Source organism: Sphingomonas paucimobilis NBRC 13935 (assembly GCF_000739895.2).
Taxonomy (GTDB): domain Bacteria; phylum Pseudomonadota; class Alphaproteobacteria; order Sphingomonadales; family Sphingomonadaceae; genus Sphingomonas; species Sphingomonas paucimobilis.
This window is the reverse complement of the sequence record NZ_BBJS01000014.1, coordinates 315,076-330,479: the sequence shown is the minus strand read 5'-3', so window position 1 is coordinate 330,479 and position 15,404 is coordinate 315,076. Positions and strand designations below refer to the sequence as shown.

Below are 15,404 nucleotides of genomic sequence, written 5' to 3'. Positions count from 1 at the left end.
TTGGCGATCACCGCCGGCTGGGCCGGGCGGGCGGTTGCGGCGTCGGAGCCGCTCGCAGCCTATCTTGCCGCGCGCGTCGCGGCGGCGGACGGGCAGGCCCATGCGGCGGCGGATGATTTCGCGATCGCGCTGACCGGTTGGCCGGACGATCCGGCGGTCGCCGTGCGCGCCTATCGCGAGGCGATGATCAGCGGCGACGAAGCCCTGGCTCTGCGCGCGGCACGGGTGCTGGAGGCCGAGAAGGTAGCGCCGATGGACGTGACCCTGCTCGATCTTGCGATCGCCGCGCGTGAGCGGGACGCCAAGCGTTTCGATGCGGCGGTGGTGCGGCTGGACGAAGGACCGCTGCGCATCCTGTCGCCCAGCCTTCGCGGCTGGGCCGCCTGGGATCGGCGCCAGCCGGTCGAACCTGCACTGGCCATGGCTGGCAAGGAACCGGTGGCCCGCCGGCTGGCGGATGAAACCCGGCTGTTGATCGCCATCGCGGCGCGGCAGATGGATGATAAGGCTGCCCGGCTGTTGGTGGAGGCGACGCGCCCGCCCGCCGATACCCGCATCGCCGCCGCAGCCCTGATCGCGGGGCGCGGGGACGAGGCGACCGCGCGGGCGCTGCTGACCGATCCTTTGGTATCCGCCTCCCGCAAGACGCTCGGTGCCAAGCCCAGTCTGGGCTTCGGCGTGTCTCGCCTGTTGCTGCGGGTCGCGGGAGAATTGGTGAGCGAAGGGCCGCGCCCGCTGGTGATCGCGCTGACCCGCACCGCGCTGATCGCCGATCCGCGCAACGACCGTGCCCGACTGGTGCTGGCGGAAGCCTTGTCCAAGGACGAAGCATGGACGGCGGCCATCGCCGCCTTGGAGGGGATCGATCCGCGCGGCGCCTTTGCCCATCGCGCCGCGATCGTCCGTATCGGCCTGTTGGCAGAGGCGGACCGGCAGGGCGAGGCGCTGATGCTCGCGCAAGGGCTGGCGACCGCCAAGCAATCGACCGTCGAGGACTGGCAGGTCTATGCCGACCAACTGATCGCCGCCAAGCGCCCGGCCGATGCGGCGCCTTGGTATCAACGGGTAACGCAATCCGATCCGGCACTCCCCTGGGCGGCATGGCTGCAATATGGCGGTGCCCTGGACCAGGCGGGGCGCAAGGACGAGGCGGATGCGGCGCTCGCCAAGGCGGTGGCACTCGGCCCGGACGAGCCGCTGGCGCTCAACTATCTGGGTTATGCCCGGATCGAGCGGGGGCAGGATGTGGCGGCTTCGCTGGCCCTGCTGGAACGGGCGAGCAAGCTGGCGCCCGAGGATGCTTCCATCACCGATTCGCTGGGTTGGGGCTATTTCAAGGCGGGGCAGGTGCGCCGCGCCCTTCCGCTCGTCGAGCAGGCGGCGATGGCGGAACCCGCCAATAGCGAGATCAACGACCATCTCGGCGATATCTATTGGTCGCTCGGCCGGCATTATGAGGCGCGCTATGCTTGGCGCGCGGCGGCGCTGACGGCGGAGGAGCGTGAGCAGGCCGACCTGGCCGCCAAGATCGCACGCTGATCCCGCTTGTCGCGGCGTGTCCGACATCGCATGGGCAGGCGATGACCGTTATCGTCGAGCCCGCGCCCGCCAAGATCAATCTGGCGCTCCATGTCCGTCGCCGCCGGGATGACGGTTATCACGAGTTGGAAACGCTGTTCGCCTTTTGCCGCGACGGCGATGTCGTGACGGTGGAGCGCGCGGGCGCGACCAGTCTGACGTTGACCGGACCGTTCGCCAAGATTTTGGCCGGCGAGGTGCAGGACGACAATCTGGTGATGCGGGCCGCGCGCGGTTTCGTCGCGCGGTTCGGCGTCGAGGGCGACCATGCCATCACGCTCGACAAGCATCTGCCGGTCGCCTCGGGGATCGGCGGAGGCTCGGCCGATGCGGCGGCGACCTTGCGTGCGCTGGCGAAGCTGCATGGCGTGGCCGTGGATCATCCGGAACTGTTCGCGCTGGCCGGCGAATTGGGGGCCGATGTGCCGGCCTGCCTGCTCGGCCGCATCGCACTGGGACAGGGGAAGGGCGATGCGTTGCAGCCGCTGGCCTCGCTCGGCGATCGGCCGGTATTGCTGGTCAACCCCGGCGTCGGCGTATCGACGGCGGCGGTCTTCGCCCGCTGGGACGGCGTGGATCGCGGGGGCTTGGGCGAAGGCGATGTCTGGGCGATGGCGGCGGCGGGGCGCAACGATCTCGAGCCGCCCGCGCGTGCGCTCGCCCCGGCGATCGACACGGTTCTGGCGCTTCTCGCCCAAGCGCCGGGGGTCGTGTTGTCGCGCATGTCGGGATCGGGAGCGACCTGTTTCGCGGTCTTCGAATCTGTCGAGGCGCGCGATGCGGCGGCCCGGGCCGCCATGACGCAAGGCTGGTGGGGGTTGCCGACTTTTTTGAGCTGATTTTTGTTCCCATCTTGTTCTCGCGGAACAAAGTGCATACATTGCAGATGCGTTGAATGGACCATAAGGTTGGTCTAGCGAGGGAAGCATCTGATGGCCGCCAATCTGAAAGTGATCGAAACAGGCATGGCAACCGCAAACGCAGACCGGCAAAAGGCACTGGACGCCGCGCTCGCCCAGATCGACCGGGCATTCGGCAAGGGCTCGGCGATGAAGCTGGGGCAGAAGGAGACGATGCAGGTCGAGGCGATCTCGACCGGCTCGCTCGGACTCGACATCGCGCTCGGCGTCGGCGGCTTGCCGCGCGGCCGCGTGATCGAGGTCTATGGCCCCGAATCGTCGGGTAAGACGACGCTGGCGCTGCACGTCATCGCCGAGGCGCAGAAGATGGGTGGCACCGCCGCCTTCGTCGACGCCGAACACGCGCTCGATCCCGTCTATGCCAAGAAGCTGGGCGTCAACATCGACGAACTGATCGTGTCGCAGCCGGACACCGGTGAACAGGCGCTGGAAATCACCGACACGCTGGTCCGCTCGAATGCGATCGACGTGCTGGTGGTCGACTCGGTCGCCGCACTCGTGCCGCGCGCCGAAATCGAGGGCGAGATGGGCGACAGCCATGTCGGCCTTCAGGCTCGCCTGATGTCCCAGTCGCTCCGCAAGCTGACCGGCTCCATCAGCCGCTCGCGCTGCATGGTGATCTTCATCAACCAGCTGCGCATGAAGATCGGCGTGATGTACGGCAATCCGGAGACAACGACGGGCGGCAATGCGCTGAAATTCTATGCCTCGGTCCGGCTCGACATCCGTCGTACCGGCCAGATCAAGGACCGTGAGGACATCACCGGCAACACCACGCGTGTGAAGGTGGTGAAGAACAAGGTCGCGCCGCCGTTCAAGCAGGTCGAATTCGACATCATGTACGGCGAAGGCATCTCGAAGATCGGCGAGATCCTCGACTTGGGCGTCAAGGCCGGACTGGTCGAGAAATCGGGTAGCTGGTTCTCCTACGACTCGGTGCGGATCGGGCAGGGGCGTGAGAATGCCAAGAACTATCTGCGCGAGAACCCGGACATGGCCGACCGTCTGGAACGGGCGATCCGTCAGCGCACCGAACAGGTGGCCGAGGAGATGATGACCGGCCCCGATGCCGAGGACGATATCTAAGCGACATGCGGCCCGCCGGTGACGGCGGGCCGTTTTCTTTGGGCGATCGCAATGGGTCGTAAAGGATAGGGTGATGACCAGCGGACAGGATTGGCAAGGCCGTGTCGGCGATGTCTGGGCGGCCGAATGGCAGCGGACGGAGCGCAGCTTTGCCGATCTCGCGCGACATCTCGACAAGGCGATCGCCGGCGTCGCGCCAAATCGGGGGCGAGCGCTGGATATCGGCAGCGGTGCCGGGTCGACCAGCCTGGCAATTCACGCGGCGCGGCCCGGGCTCGATGTGACTGGCGTCGACCTGTCGCCGGAGTTGGTCGCCCTAGCACGCCGTCGGGCCGAACAGGCTTCACCGGATGCTCCGCGTTTCGTCTGCGGGGACGCCATTGCGGTGGCCGAGCGGGAAGGGCTGTTCGATCTGTTCTGCTCTCGCCACGGCGTCATGTTCTTCGCCGATCCGGTGGCGGCCTTCGCGGGATTGCGCAGGGCGGCAAAGGATGGCGCTGCCCTCGTCTTTTCCTGTTTCGACGACCGGTCGCGAAATGCTTTTGCGACGGCGGCGGACGAGGCGATCGGCGTCACGCCCGAACCTGTCGAAGGATATGAGCCGGGGCCTTTCGCCTTTGCCGATAGCGATCAGGTTTCCGATTGGCTCGAACAGGCGGGATGGCGTCCCGAAGGCGCAGCCCGTGTTTCCTTCGACTATGTCGCGGGGCAGGGTAACGATCCGGTTGAGGACGCGCTGTCCTTCCTGTCGCGTATCGGCCCCGCCGCGCGTGCCATGGCCGCTGCGGAACCGGAGGAGCGCGTCCGGATCACCTCGGCCCTGCGCGAGATACTCTTGGCCTATCGGAACGACGATAGGGTGATCCTCCCGGCCAGTGCCTGGATCTGGCGCGCTTCGGCGGCCGCCTGAGCGAAGGGCGAACGGCGAACCCATTCCTCTTCGAGGCTTTGCTTGGGAGGGGGGCCATGCGTAGCATGGCGGCATTCCCCTTCGTTCAAAAAGCGAATGCGAAGCTGCCCCGCAAACGCATTTTTCGGATCGATCCACGCATCGAGCTTCCGCCGTCCATGGGCCCGGTCTCTTAGCTCGCGCGTTATCGCGGCCGCATATGGGGAACAGGCATGACGATCATCGTCCATCATCTCGAAAATAGCCGGTCGCAGCGTATCCTGTGGATGCTGGAGGAACTCGGCCTGCCCTATGAGGTCCGCCACTATAAGCGCGATCCCAAGACGATGTTGGCGCCGCACGAATTGCGCAACGTGCATCCGCTCGGCAAATCGCCGGTGATCGAGGATGACGGGCTGGTCGTGGCCGAGACGGGCGCGATCATCGAATATCTGGTCGGCAAAGGCGATGGCCGCCTCGGGCCCCCCGCCCACCGCGAGGCGATGCAGCGCTGGCGCTTCTGGCTGCATTATGCCGAAGGCTCGCTGATGCCCCCGCTCTTCGTCCTGCTGGTGCTCAGCCGCATTCCGCTGTTCGGCAAGGCGGCGATCAAGCGGTTTCAGCCGATGGTCGACCGGCATCTTGATTATGTCGAAAGCGAGCTCGCCCGCTCACCCTGGTTTGCGGGCGACCAGATGACGGCAGCGGACATCATCATGAGCTTTCCGTTGGAGGCCGCTCGCGCCCGGGCCGGCCTCGATGAGCGGCGGCCCGCCACTATCGCCTGGCTTGAGCGCATCCATGCCCGGCCCGCTTATCAGGCGGCGTTGGCCAAGGGTGGGCCCTATGCCTATGCCTGACCAAAGAGCGTGATGGTCCGACCCCGGTCGACACCGGGGCCGGCGCTTAGTGGCCGCCGATCTGACGGAAGCTGTCGGGGGCGGGTTCTGTGGGGGTGCCGGATGGTGCCTTGAGCGAGGGCACATCCACCGGCTCGGGCGGATCGAACGGCCCCTCCCATTTGGCGATGAGCGCACTCGCCACCGCATTGCCGATAACGTTGGTCGCCGAACGGCCCATGTCGAGGAAATGATCCACCGCCAGAATCAGGAGCAGCCCCGCCTCGGGGATATGGAACAGCGGCATCGTCGCCGCGATCACGACGAGCGAGGCGCGCGGCACGCCCGCAATCCCCTTCGACGTGACCATCAGCACCAGCAGCATCGTGATCTGCTGCCCGATCGACAGGTCGATGCCATAGGCCTGGGCGATGAACAGCGCCGCGAAGGTCATGTACATCATCGAGCCGTCGAGATTGAACGAATAGCCCAGCGGCAACACGAAGCTGGCGATGCGCGGCGGCACGCCGAATCGGTCCAGCCCCTCCAGGATGCGGGGATAGGCGGCTTCGGACGAGGCGGTCGAAAAAGCGAGGATTAGCGGCGCGCGGATATGCGCCAGCAACTCGCGGATGCGCCCGCCGATGAACAGCGTGGCGATACCGATCAGGACCAGCCAGAGCAGGAACAGCCCGAGATAGAAGCTGCCCATGAAATAGGCGAGCTTGCCGATGACGCTCGGCCCCCGCTCGGCCAGCGTGCCGGCGACGGCGGCGAACACCGCGATCGGCGCGACGCGCATGACATAGTCGGTAACCTGAAGCATCACCGCGACCAGCGCATCGACCGCGCGGACCAGCGGCGCGGCGAGCTCACCCACCGCCGTGATCGCGACGCCGAGGAACAGCGAACCGATGACGATCTGCAACACCTCGTTGGTCGCCATCGCCTCGATCAGCGAAGCGGGGACGAGGTGGGTGACGAATTTCTGCAGGTCGAACCCGGCCTTCACCACGCCGCTATCGGCGGTGACGGCGGGCAGTGGCAGGTTGATGCCGACGCCCGGCTGGAGCAGGTTGACCAGGATCATGCCCAGGCTGAGCGAGACGAGGCTCGCCGAGAGGAACCAGGCGAGCGAGCGCACGCCGATCCGGCCCAGCGCCTTGGTATCGCCCATCTGCGCGACGCCGGACACTAAAGTGGCGAAGACCAGGGGGGCGATGATCATCTTGATCAGCCGCAGGAACAGCCCGGTGACGATCGCGAAATAGCCGGCGATGGTCTTCAGCTGCTCGGTCGCGGTCGCGCTCCCGTCGTCGAGCGACAGGTTGAGCGCCAGGCCCACGATCAGGCCGAGCACCAGCCCGATGAAGATGTACAAGGTCAGCCGCTTGGCCATGCATACCCCAATATAGATTTCGCGCGCGAGCCAAGGGCATTGCGGCGCTCAGGTCAAGAATTCTATCATCGCGGTCATGCAGACCCTGATGTCCCGCCGCGCGATGATCGCGGCCGCCGCCCTGCCGCTTCTCGTCCGGCCGGGCCTGTTGCGTGCGGCCGAGCCCGATCTGGCGGACCTGCGCGATATCACCACCGGGGCGGTTCCGATCGACGCGGCCGAACGCGCCCGGCGGCTGTCGCGGGCGCAAGCGCTGATGAAGGCGAACGGCATCGGCGCGATCCTGATCGAGCCGGGATCGACCATGATCTATTTCACCGGCGTCCGTTGGGGACGCAGCGAGCGGCTGACCGCCGCGATCCTGCCGGTCGAGGGCGAGCCATGTATCGTCACGCCTTTTTTCGAGGAGCCCTCGGTCCGCGAAACGCTGGCCATCCCCGCCGAGGTGCGGGTGTGGCAGGAGGATCAGAACCCGCTGGCCGTCGTCGCGGGTTACTTGCGCGATCGCAAACTGGCGAGCCGGCCGATCGGCATCGAGGAGACGGCGCGGTTCTTCGCCTTTGACGGGCTGCAAAAGGCGCTGCCGGGCACCCGCCTCGTCTCGGCCAACCCGGTGGTGCGCGGGTGCCGGATGGTGAAGACCCGCGCCGAGATCGCGCTCATGCAGGTCGCGACCGATGTGACCATGGCGGCCTATCGCTGGCTCCACCCCAGGGTCGAGGCGGGAATGACCGGTGCGGACATCGGGGCACTGATGAGCGCTGCGACCCGCAAGCTGGGCGGCAATCCCGAATTCAGCATGGCGCTGATCGGCGAAGCCTCGGCCTATCCGCACGGTAGCAAGCAGGTCCACCGGGTGGCGGACGGCCAGGTCGTGCTGATGGACTGCGGCTGCACGGTGCAGGGCTATCAGTCCGACGTTTCGCGAAGCTGGGTCCATGGCCGCGCGACGACGGAGCAGCGCAAGGTCTGGGACACGGTGGCGAAGGGGCAGCAGGTCGCGCGCGCGGCGGCGCGGATCGGGGCGCCGGCGGGTAGCATCGATGATGCGGTGCGGCGCTTCTACGAACGAGAAGGCTATGGCCCAGACTATCGCCTGCCGGGCCTTTCCCACCGGACCGGCCACGGCATCGGCATGGACGGGCACGAGCCGGTCAATCTGGTACGCGGCGAGGCGATGCCACTCGCGCCCGGCATGTGCTTCTCCAACGAGCCGGGGCTGTACCTGCCGGGGAAGTTCGGCATCCGGTTGGAGGATTGCTTCCATATGGCTGACAGTGGGCCGGTCTGGTTTTCCAAGCCGCCGACGTCGATCGACGCGCCGATCGGATGATAGCCGAACTGGACGAACGGGGCTGCGCGCTTTGGCCCTCGCGCCTCGATGACGAGGAGCGCGCCGAATTGGCGGCACTTTTCGTGAATTGGCCGAGCGGATGCCCGGGGCAGCGGATCGATTCGGCTCGCGCGGGCGATCTGGCGGGGGTAAGGCGTCTCCGTACGGCGACGGCGGCCCTATTGGGCGAAGATATGCGGCTTGTTCGGGCCATTCTGTTCGACAAGCAGGATGGCGCGAACTGGGCACTGGGCTGGCACCAGGATCGTACCATTGAAGTGGCGGAGCGGTGCGAGGCTGAGGGTTTCGGGCCATGGACGGTGAAGCAGGGTCGCGTCCATGTCGCGCCACTGGTCTCGCTGCTGGCACGGATGCTGACGGTGCGTTTCCACCTCGATGCGGTCGATATCGACAATGCGCCGCTCATGGTCGCGCCGGGATCGCACCGGCTGGGTCTGATCGCCGAAGCGCGGATCGCTGACGTGATCGAACAATATGGTGAGGCGATGTGCCTCGCGGAGGCGGGATCGGTCTGGCTCTATCGCACGCTGATCCTTCACGGTTCGGCACGGGCGCGGCCGGGGCGGCATCGGCGGGTCTTGCAGATTGACTTGTCGGCGGATGACTTGCCCGGTGGTCTGCGCTGGGGCACGGACGGGCGGGGGAGAACATCATGAACGTCACACTGGTCACCGACCTGTTCGTTGGCCTGGCCAATGGCCTGATGAACGTCGTCATCGCCTGTATCGTGGTCCGATGGCTGCTCGAGCGCGTCTTCGACGTCGACGCACCCCGGCTGCCTGCCTTTCTGTTCGTCCTGGGCCTCACACTGGGGCGCTTCGAAGACGTGGCGGACATGGCCGGTCATCCGGTCGGGCGGTTCGTCGGCGACGCGCTGGCTTTCACGCTGATCTGGTATCTTTGGTGGCGCCGTCCCGCCCTCCGGGCCGATGCGATGGAACACCCCTGACGCGCGAGCGCTTGAGCGGGCGCGAAACCTCGCCTAAGTCGCGTTTCATGACCTCGACCAACGACATCCGCCGCGGCTTTCTCGACTATTTCGGTTCGCAAGGGCACCAGATCGTGCCGTCCGCGCCGCTCGTGCCGCAGAACGACCCGACGCTGATGTTCGTGAATGCGGGCATGGTGCCGTTCAAGAACGTGTTCACCGGCCTGGAGACGCGCCCCTATTCGACCGCGACCAGCTCGCAAAAGTGCGTGCGCGCCGGCGGCAAGCACAACGATCTCGACAATGTCGGCTATACCGCGCGGCACCATACCTTCTTTGAAATGCTGGGCAATTTCTCGTTCGGCGATTATTTCAAGGAACAGGCGATCACCCATGCCTGGACCCTGCTGACCAAGGTCTGGGGTATCCCCGCTGAGAAGCTGACCGCCACCGTCTATCACACCGATGACGAGGCGTTCGACCTGTGGAAGAAGATCGCGGGCCTCCCCGATCACAAGATCATCCGCATCCCGACCAAGGACAATTTCTGGGCGATGGGCGAGAATGGGCCATGCGGTCCGTGCTCTGAAATCTTCTACGATCACGGCGACCATATCTATGGCGGCCCTCCCGGCAGCCCCGAGGAGGATGGCGACCGATTCGTCGAGATCTGGAACCTGGTCTTCATGCAGTTCGAGCAGGAAGCCAATGAGATCGTCGGCGAACTGCCCAAGAAGTCGATCGACACCGGCATGGGGCTGGAGCGGATCGCCGCCGTCCTGCAGGGCGTGCACGACAATTACGACACGGACACGTTCAAGGCGCTGATCGCCGCTTCGTGCGAACTGACCCATACCAAGGCCGAGGATGGCCAGAAGGCGTCGCATCGCGTCATCGCCGACCATCTGCGCTCGGCCGGTTTCCTAGTCGCCGACGGCGTGCTGCCTGCCAATGAAGGGCGCGGCTATGTGCTCCGCCGCATCATGCGCCGCGCGATGCGCCATGCGCATCTGCTGGGCGCCAAGGAGCCGTTGATGCACCGGCTGGTCCCGGCGCTGGTCGCCGAGATGGGCGCGGCCTATCCCGAACTGGTCCGCGCTCAGCCGCTGATCGAAGCCACTTTGAAGCAGGAAGAGACGCGCTTCCGCCAGACGCTGGATAAGGGCCTCAAGCTGCTCGACGAAGCGACCGCAGGCATGGCCCCCGGCGCGACGCTGGCGGGCGAGACGGCGTTCAAGCTCTACGACACATATGGTTTCCCCTACGACCTGACGGAAGATGCGCTGCGCGCGCAGAACCTGTCGGTCGACCGCGCGGGCTTCGATGCCGCCATGGCCGAGCAGAAGCGCGCCGCGCGTGCCGCCTGGAAGGGGTCGGGCGCGAAGGCGTCGGATGACGTCTGGTTCGACATCGCCGAAGAGACGGGCTCGACCGAGTTTCTGGGCTATGCCTCCGACACCGGCGAGGGTGAAGTGCTGGCGCTGGTCAAGGATGGTGCGCGGGTCGATAGCGCAGGCGCGGGCGATACCGTGTCGATCATCGTCAACCAGACGCCCTTCTATGGCGAGAGCGGTGGCCAGGTCGGCGACAGCGGCACGATCTCCAGCGATACCGGGCTGAAGGCGGTCGTCACCGACACCTCCAAGCAGCTCGGCCGCGTGTTCGTGCATAATGCCGAAATCCAGGAAGGTGGGATCAAGGTCGGCGACAGCGTCAAGCTGGCGATCGACACCACCCGCCGCGCCGCGATCCGCGCCAATCACTCGGCGACGCATTTGCTGCACGAGGCGCTGCGCCAGCGTCTGGGCACGCACGTCGCGCAGAAGGGCTCGCTGGTCGCGCCCGAACGGCTGCGTTTCGATTTCTCGCAGCCGGTCGGCATGACCGCCGACGATATCGCCGAGGTCGAGGCCAAGGTGAACGAACAGGTGCGCGGCAACGGCCCGGTCGTCACACGCCTGATGACCCCAGACGAAGCGATCGAAATGGGCGCCATGGCGCTGTTCGGCGAGAAATATGGCGATGAGGTTCGTGTCGTATCGATGGGCGAAGATGCCGACGGCACCTATAGCCTCGAACTGTGCGGCGGCACGCATGTGAACGCGCTGGGTGAGATCGGTGTCTTCAAGATCGTGTCGGAAGGCGCGGTGTCGAGCGGCGTTCGCCGGGTTGAGGCGCTGACCGGTGAGGGTGCGCGTGCTTATCTGTCGCACCGCGACGATATGCTGAAGGCCGCCGCCGCGACGCTGAAGACCACCCCCGATGAGGTGCCTGGACGCATCGCGGCCCTGGTGGAAGAGCGCCGCCGCCTCGAGCGTGAACTGGCCGAGGCCAAGAAGGCGCTCGCCATGGGCGGCGGGGCTGGTGGCGCGGCGGCCGGGCCGGAGCAGATCGGTGACGTGGCTTTTATCGGCCAAGTTCTCGACGGCTTCGAGGCCAAGGGGCTGCGCGGCGCGGTGGACGATGCCAAGCAGCGTCTGGGCGGCTCGGGCGTCGCCGTGATGGTCGCGGTCAATGACGGTCGTGCCTCGGTGGCGGTCGGCGTCACCGACGACCTGACGGCCAAGCACAATGCGGTCGACCTGCTGCGCAAGGCGGTGGCCGCGCTGGGCGGGCAGGGCGGCGGCGGCCGTCCCGACATGGCGCAGGGCGGTGGCCCTGACGGCACCAAGGGCGCCGAGGCGCTCCAGGCGGTACGGGACGCGCTGGCGGGGTAATATTCGACGACTGCCAAGGGAGAGTGGCAATGGACAAGAGCGTGACGACGGCCCTGCTATCGGGGGCCATGCTTCTCTTGCCCATGCCGCTTTCCGCACAAACGGCTGAACCTCAGACTGCGGCGGCCACTGGCGACGATCCGGTCGTCGTGACCGCCCGCCCCATCCCGCAAAAGGCCGAGGTCCGGCAACAGATCGGCGCGGTGACGGGTCATCCCCGGTCGGACATGCCGTTGATGCGGTTTCGCCAGCCGGTCTGCATCGGCACGGCGGGACTGCCCGTCGCGGCCAGCGAGGAAATCCTGCGGCGGATGATGGCGACCGTCCAGTCGCTCGGAATGCGGATGGCGCCGGATGGCTGCCGGCCCAATATCCTGGTCCTTTTTGCCGACGATCCCCAGGCGCAATTGCTCCGCCTGCGGACACAGTCGCCGGAGATTTTCGGCGACCTGACGCGCCCGGCGGTAAGCCGCATTCTGAAGTCGCCCGGCCCCGTTTATGCGTGGAACGCGGCGATCCGCGTGTCTCGTGATGGCGATCAGCCATTCCAGCAAGACAATTGGCTCGAGCTGAAAGTCGGTGCGGCGTCCCGCCTGTTGACCCCGATCCGGCAGGATATCGCAGCCTCGGTCGTGGTGATCGAGAAAAAGGCGCTGCTCAACAAGACGCTGGGGCAGATTGCGGATTTCGCCGTGATGCGCGGCATGGCGGCGACGCGTCCGGTCGCGGATATGGCGATGCCCAGTATCCTGACGCTGTTCGACAAGGATGCCGCGCCCCCGGCAGAGTTGACCGATTTCGATCGAGGTCTTTTGAAGGGGCTCTATCAGTCACCACCTCATGCGTTGGCATCGCAGCAGGTGGCGAATATGGCTCGCACGATCCAACAGGAAGCCGCGACGGAATGACGCCGCACGACGGAAGGGCTCAGGATCGTTTCGAGTGGCGGACTGGAATAAGGGCATGGCTTGTCCAAGCTTTGGCGATGCTCATTGCCGCATCATCGGGATCCAGCGCCGGCGCACAGGCGACGGCACCGCCTGATCCAGGCCCGGTTGTGGACACTACACGGCCTTTGCTTTCAGAGCGCGAGACCTTGCGCGGGTTCGCCGCCATTGCGGGCTATTCCGCCAGCCACCAGCCGTTCTCTTCCCTGACCAGGCCGGTGTGCATTGCAAGTCGCGGACTGGCCACCAACGTCGCCCTACCGATCGCCGAGCACATTCCGGGCAATGCCGAGCGGCTCGGCATGAAGCTGGGCCGTCTCTATTCGTGGCAGGGCTATCGTACGCTAGGGTTCCCATATGCCGCGATGATGCGTTTCATCGAAGATGGAATACTCGCCGGAGAGAAAAAAGCGTGACACCCCCAAGCGGACGCCGCGATCTGACCGCCGGGCCGATCGGCCGCACCCTGCTGCTATTCGCACTGCCGACGCTGGGATCGAGCGTGCTGCAATCGCTGAACGGGTCGATCAACGCGATCTGGATTGGGCAGTTTCTGGGTGAGCGGGCGCTGGCGGCCACGACCAACGCCAATATCATCATGTTCCTGCTCGTCGCGGCGACGTTCGGCTTCGGCATGGCGGCCACGATCCTGATCGGCCAGAATATGGGGCGACGCGATGTCGATGCGGTGCGCAGAGTCCTGGGGTCGGCACTGGGGCTGTTCGCGGTGATCTCGATCGTGACCGTGGTCGTCGGCTGGCTAGCCGCACCCGCGATCCTGCGCGCCCTGGCAACCCCGGCGGAGGTGTTTCCGCTGGCGCTGGCCTATCTGCGCGTGATCTTCGTCGCGATGCCGCCGGGTTTCCTCTCTGTGCTGCTGACCATGGCGCTGCGAGGTGTGGGCGATTCGATCACGCCGTTGAAGTTCATGGCGCTGGGCTCGGGGCTCGACGTGGTGTTGAACCCTGTCTTCATCCTGGGACTGGGCCCCGTCCCGGCGCTGGGGATCGAGGGGTCGGCGATCGCCACGCTGATCGCCAATAGCGGCGCGCTCCTGGCGTTGGTGACCTATCTCTATGCCAAGGATCTGGTCATTCGGCTGCGTGGAGCGGAATGGCGCTATCTGATCCCGACCCCGGCCTTGCTGAAGACCATCGTGGTCAAGGGCTTTCCGATGGGGCTTCAGATGCTGGTCGTCTCTACCTCGGCGCTGGCGATGATGGGGCTGGTCAACCGCCACGGCACCTCGACCACGGCGGCCTATGGCGCGGCGAACCAGCTTTGGACCTATATCCAGATGCCGGCCATGGCGGTGGGCGCGGCGGTCAGCGCGATGGCGGCGCAGAATATCGGGGCGGGGCAATGGGACCGGGTCGATCGGATCACCCGCGCGGGGCTGCGCATGAACCTGTTGCTGACCGGCGTGCTGGTGCTGGCCGTGACCTTGCTCGACCGGCATGTCCTGTGGCTGTTTCTGGGCAATGAGCAGGGGGCGATCGCCATCGCGACCCAGATCAACCTGATCGGCGGATGGAGCTTCATCCTGTTCGGCGTATCGATGGTGCTCGCGGCGACGGTGCGCGCCAACGGGGCGGTCGTGGGGCCGCTGGTGATCCTGGCCATTTCCATGTTCCCGGTCCGCTTCGGCCTCGCCAATCTGCTGGAGCCGAGCCTGGGGGCGGATGCGATCTGGTGGAGCTTTCCGGCCGGTTCGCTGGCGTCGATGCTGATGACGATCGGCTATTACCGCCATGGTGGCTGGCGCAAGGGCCGGATGGCTACTGCGGCCGGCAAGGAGGAATGCGAGGAACAGGCGCTGGCGGAGGGGCAGGCGACCAACAAGCCGATGCCGGTCGGCTGACCCGTGCCGATCACGCCGGCGCGATCACCTCGATGATCCCCGGCGCGATCCGGGCCGTGACCGGCGTGCGGGCCAGCACCTCGCCATCGATCGAGATGGGCAGCGGCGGGATGGTGTTGATCCGGATTTCGCGCCCCCGGAACTCGCGCACCTTTTCCTTGCGATAGTCGCTGCGCAGGATGCTGGCGGCCCAGTTGACGAGCAGGCGGCGTTTCACATGGCCGCACACCGCCTGAACGACGATCTCGCCCGAATCGACCTCCGCTGACTCCACCAGCTCGGTGCCGCCATGATAGGGACCGTTAGAGATGCGGACCTCGACCACCCGCAGCCGTTCCCGCTCGCCATTCTGCTCGACGATGAGGGTGAAGGGCCGAAAGCGCAGGAACTGATAGGCCGCCCAGCCGAGATAGCCCAGCCGCCCCGCGACCCGCTTCAGGCCATGGGGCACGGTCTCTGCGATCTTGGGGCTGATCCCCATCGCGGCGCAATTGGCGTAATAGTCATTATCGATCATGCCCAGATCGATGCGGCGCGGTCGGCCGGTGCGGATGACCTCCACCGCACCCTCGATATCGAGCGGGATGCCGAGCGATCGCGCGAAGCTGTTCGCGGTGCCGAGCGGCAATACGCCCAGCATCACGTCATGCCCGACCATCAGGTCGACCAGGCCGCTGATCGTACCGTCACCACCGCCCAGGATCAGCAGATCGGGCTTGGTAGCCAGCAATTCGCGGACGGTCGGCTCCAAATCCTTCGGGTCCTCGACCGCCCGCGCGTCCACCTCGTATGGCAGGTCGGACAGCGCGGTGCAGGCCCGACGGAAAAGGGCCTGGCCCCGCCGGGACTTGGCGTTCACCACCATGGCGGCCGATCGTATCTCTCT

Annotated in this window: 14 protein-coding genes; 12 read left to right on the top strand and 2 right to left on the bottom strand. The window is 66.2% G+C overall.

Going from position 1 to position 15,404, the window contains the following annotated elements:
* From SP6_RS06135 to SP6_RS06115, 5 genes are all read left to right on the top strand, one after another.
* Positions 1–1,539: a tetratricopeptide repeat protein gene (locus tag SP6_RS06135; RefSeq protein ID WP_177622992.1), complete on the top strand. Its 1,539-nt coding sequence runs from the start codon at positions 1–3 to the stop codon at positions 1,537–1,539.
* A gap of 41 nt (positions 1,540–1,580) precedes the next feature.
* Positions 1,581–2,417, top strand: a complete 837-nt coding sequence (locus tag SP6_RS06130; protein ID WP_007403332.1) for a 4-(cytidine 5'-diphospho)-2-C-methyl-D-erythritol kinase — start codon at positions 1,581–1,583, stop codon at positions 2,415–2,417.
* A gap of 93 nt (positions 2,418–2,510) precedes the next feature.
* Entirely contained in the window at positions 2,511–3,584 is a 1,074-nt protein-coding gene (gene recA, locus SP6_RS06125) for a recombinase RecA (protein ID WP_037567466.1), read from the top strand.
* Positions 3,585–3,657: 73 nt separating this feature from the next.
* Positions 3,658–4,494, top strand: coding sequence for a class I SAM-dependent methyltransferase (locus tag SP6_RS06120; protein WP_007403475.1), 837 nt, complete (start codon positions 3,658–3,660; stop codon positions 4,492–4,494).
* A gap of 212 nt (positions 4,495–4,706) precedes the next feature.
* The gene (locus SP6_RS06115; protein WP_007403419.1) at positions 4,707–5,333 is read left to right on the top strand and encodes a glutathione S-transferase family protein; all 627 of its coding nucleotides are present in this window, start codon (positions 4,707–4,709) and stop codon (positions 5,331–5,333) included.
* 46 nt (positions 5,334–5,379) lie between these two features.
* Here the strand turns inward: SP6_RS06115 and SP6_RS06110 are convergent, their stop codons facing one another.
* Positions 5,380–6,711: a dicarboxylate/amino acid:cation symporter gene (locus tag SP6_RS06110; RefSeq protein WP_007403506.1), complete on the bottom strand. Its 1,332-nt coding sequence runs from the start codon at positions 6,709–6,711 to the stop codon at positions 5,380–5,382.
* An 88-nt stretch (positions 6,712–6,799) separates the two neighbouring features.
* Between SP6_RS06110 and SP6_RS06105 the strand changes: the two genes are divergently transcribed.
* From SP6_RS06105 to SP6_RS06075, 7 genes are all read left to right on the top strand, one after another.
* Complete coding sequence (locus SP6_RS06105) at positions 6,800–8,044, top strand: M24 family metallopeptidase (protein WP_007403309.1); 1,245 nt, start codon at positions 6,800–6,802, stop codon at positions 8,042–8,044.
* A complete protein-coding gene (locus SP6_RS06100; RefSeq protein ID WP_007403599.1) occupies positions 8,041–8,721 on the top strand; it encodes a phytanoyl-CoA dioxygenase family protein in 681 nt (226 codons plus the stop codon). Before SP6_RS06105 ends, SP6_RS06100 begins: the two co-directional genes overlap by 4 nt.
* Complete coding sequence (locus SP6_RS06095) at positions 8,718–9,014, top strand: hypothetical protein (protein ID WP_007403322.1); 297 nt, start codon at positions 8,718–8,720, stop codon at positions 9,012–9,014. The genes SP6_RS06100 and SP6_RS06095 overlap by 4 nt, the downstream gene beginning before the upstream one ends.
* Before the next feature lie 47 nt (positions 9,015–9,061).
* Complete coding sequence (alaS, locus tag SP6_RS06090; RefSeq protein ID WP_007403454.1) at positions 9,062–11,710, top strand: alanine--tRNA ligase; 2,649 nt, start codon at positions 9,062–9,064, stop codon at positions 11,708–11,710.
* Positions 11,711–11,739: 29 nt separating this feature from the next.
* Positions 11,740–12,618, top strand: a complete 879-nt coding sequence (locus tag SP6_RS06085) for a hypothetical protein (RefSeq protein WP_007403232.1) — start codon at positions 11,740–11,742, stop codon at positions 12,616–12,618.
* A 71-nt stretch (positions 12,619–12,689) separates the two neighbouring features.
* Entirely contained in the window at positions 12,690–13,073 is a 384-nt protein-coding gene (locus SP6_RS06080) for a hypothetical protein (RefSeq protein ID WP_126053327.1), read from the top strand.
* Complete coding sequence (locus tag SP6_RS06075) at positions 13,070–14,518, top strand: MATE family efflux transporter (protein WP_007403314.1); 1,449 nt, start codon at positions 13,070–13,072, stop codon at positions 14,516–14,518. The genes SP6_RS06080 and SP6_RS06075 overlap by 4 nt, the downstream gene beginning before the upstream one ends.
* A 10-nt stretch (positions 14,519–14,528) precedes the next feature.
* Here the strand turns inward: SP6_RS06075 and SP6_RS06070 are convergent, their stop codons facing one another.
* On the bottom strand, positions 14,529–15,383 hold the full coding sequence (locus tag SP6_RS06070) for a diacylglycerol/lipid kinase family protein (protein ID WP_007403403.1): 855 nt from the start codon (positions 15,381–15,383) through the stop codon (positions 14,529–14,531).
* Positions 15,384–15,404 lie beyond the last annotated feature (21 nt).

Coding starts and splice junctions, on each gene's coding strand:
- SP6_RS06130 (WP_007403332.1), top strand. CDS start 1,581: ATGACCGTTATCGTCGAGCCCGCGCCCGCCAAGATCAATCTGGCGCTC.
- recA (WP_037567466.1), top strand. CDS start 2,511: ATGGCCGCCAATCTGAAAGTGATCGAAACAGGCATGGCAACCGCAAAC.
- SP6_RS06120 (WP_007403475.1), top strand. CDS start 3,658: ATGACCAGCGGACAGGATTGGCAAGGCCGTGTCGGCGATGTCTGGGCG.
- SP6_RS06115 (WP_007403419.1), top strand. CDS start 4,707: ATGACGATCATCGTCCATCATCTCGAAAATAGCCGGTCGCAGCGTATC.
- SP6_RS06110 (WP_007403506.1), bottom strand. CDS start 6,711: ATGGCCAAGCGGCTGACCTTGTACATCTTCATCGGGCTGGTGCTCGGC.
- SP6_RS06105 (WP_007403309.1), top strand. CDS start 6,800: ATGTCCCGCCGCGCGATGATCGCGGCCGCCGCCCTGCCGCTTCTCGTC.
- SP6_RS06100 (WP_007403599.1), top strand. CDS start 8,041: ATGATAGCCGAACTGGACGAACGGGGCTGCGCGCTTTGGCCCTCGCGC.
- SP6_RS06095 (WP_007403322.1), top strand. CDS start 8,718: ATGAACGTCACACTGGTCACCGACCTGTTCGTTGGCCTGGCCAATGGC.
- alaS (WP_007403454.1), top strand. CDS start 9,062: ATGACCTCGACCAACGACATCCGCCGCGGCTTTCTCGACTATTTCGGT.
- SP6_RS06085 (WP_007403232.1), top strand. CDS start 11,740: ATGGACAAGAGCGTGACGACGGCCCTGCTATCGGGGGCCATGCTTCTC.
- SP6_RS06070 (WP_007403403.1), bottom strand. CDS start 15,383: ATGGTGGTGAACGCCAAGTCCCGGCGGGGCCAGGCCCTTTTCCGTCGG.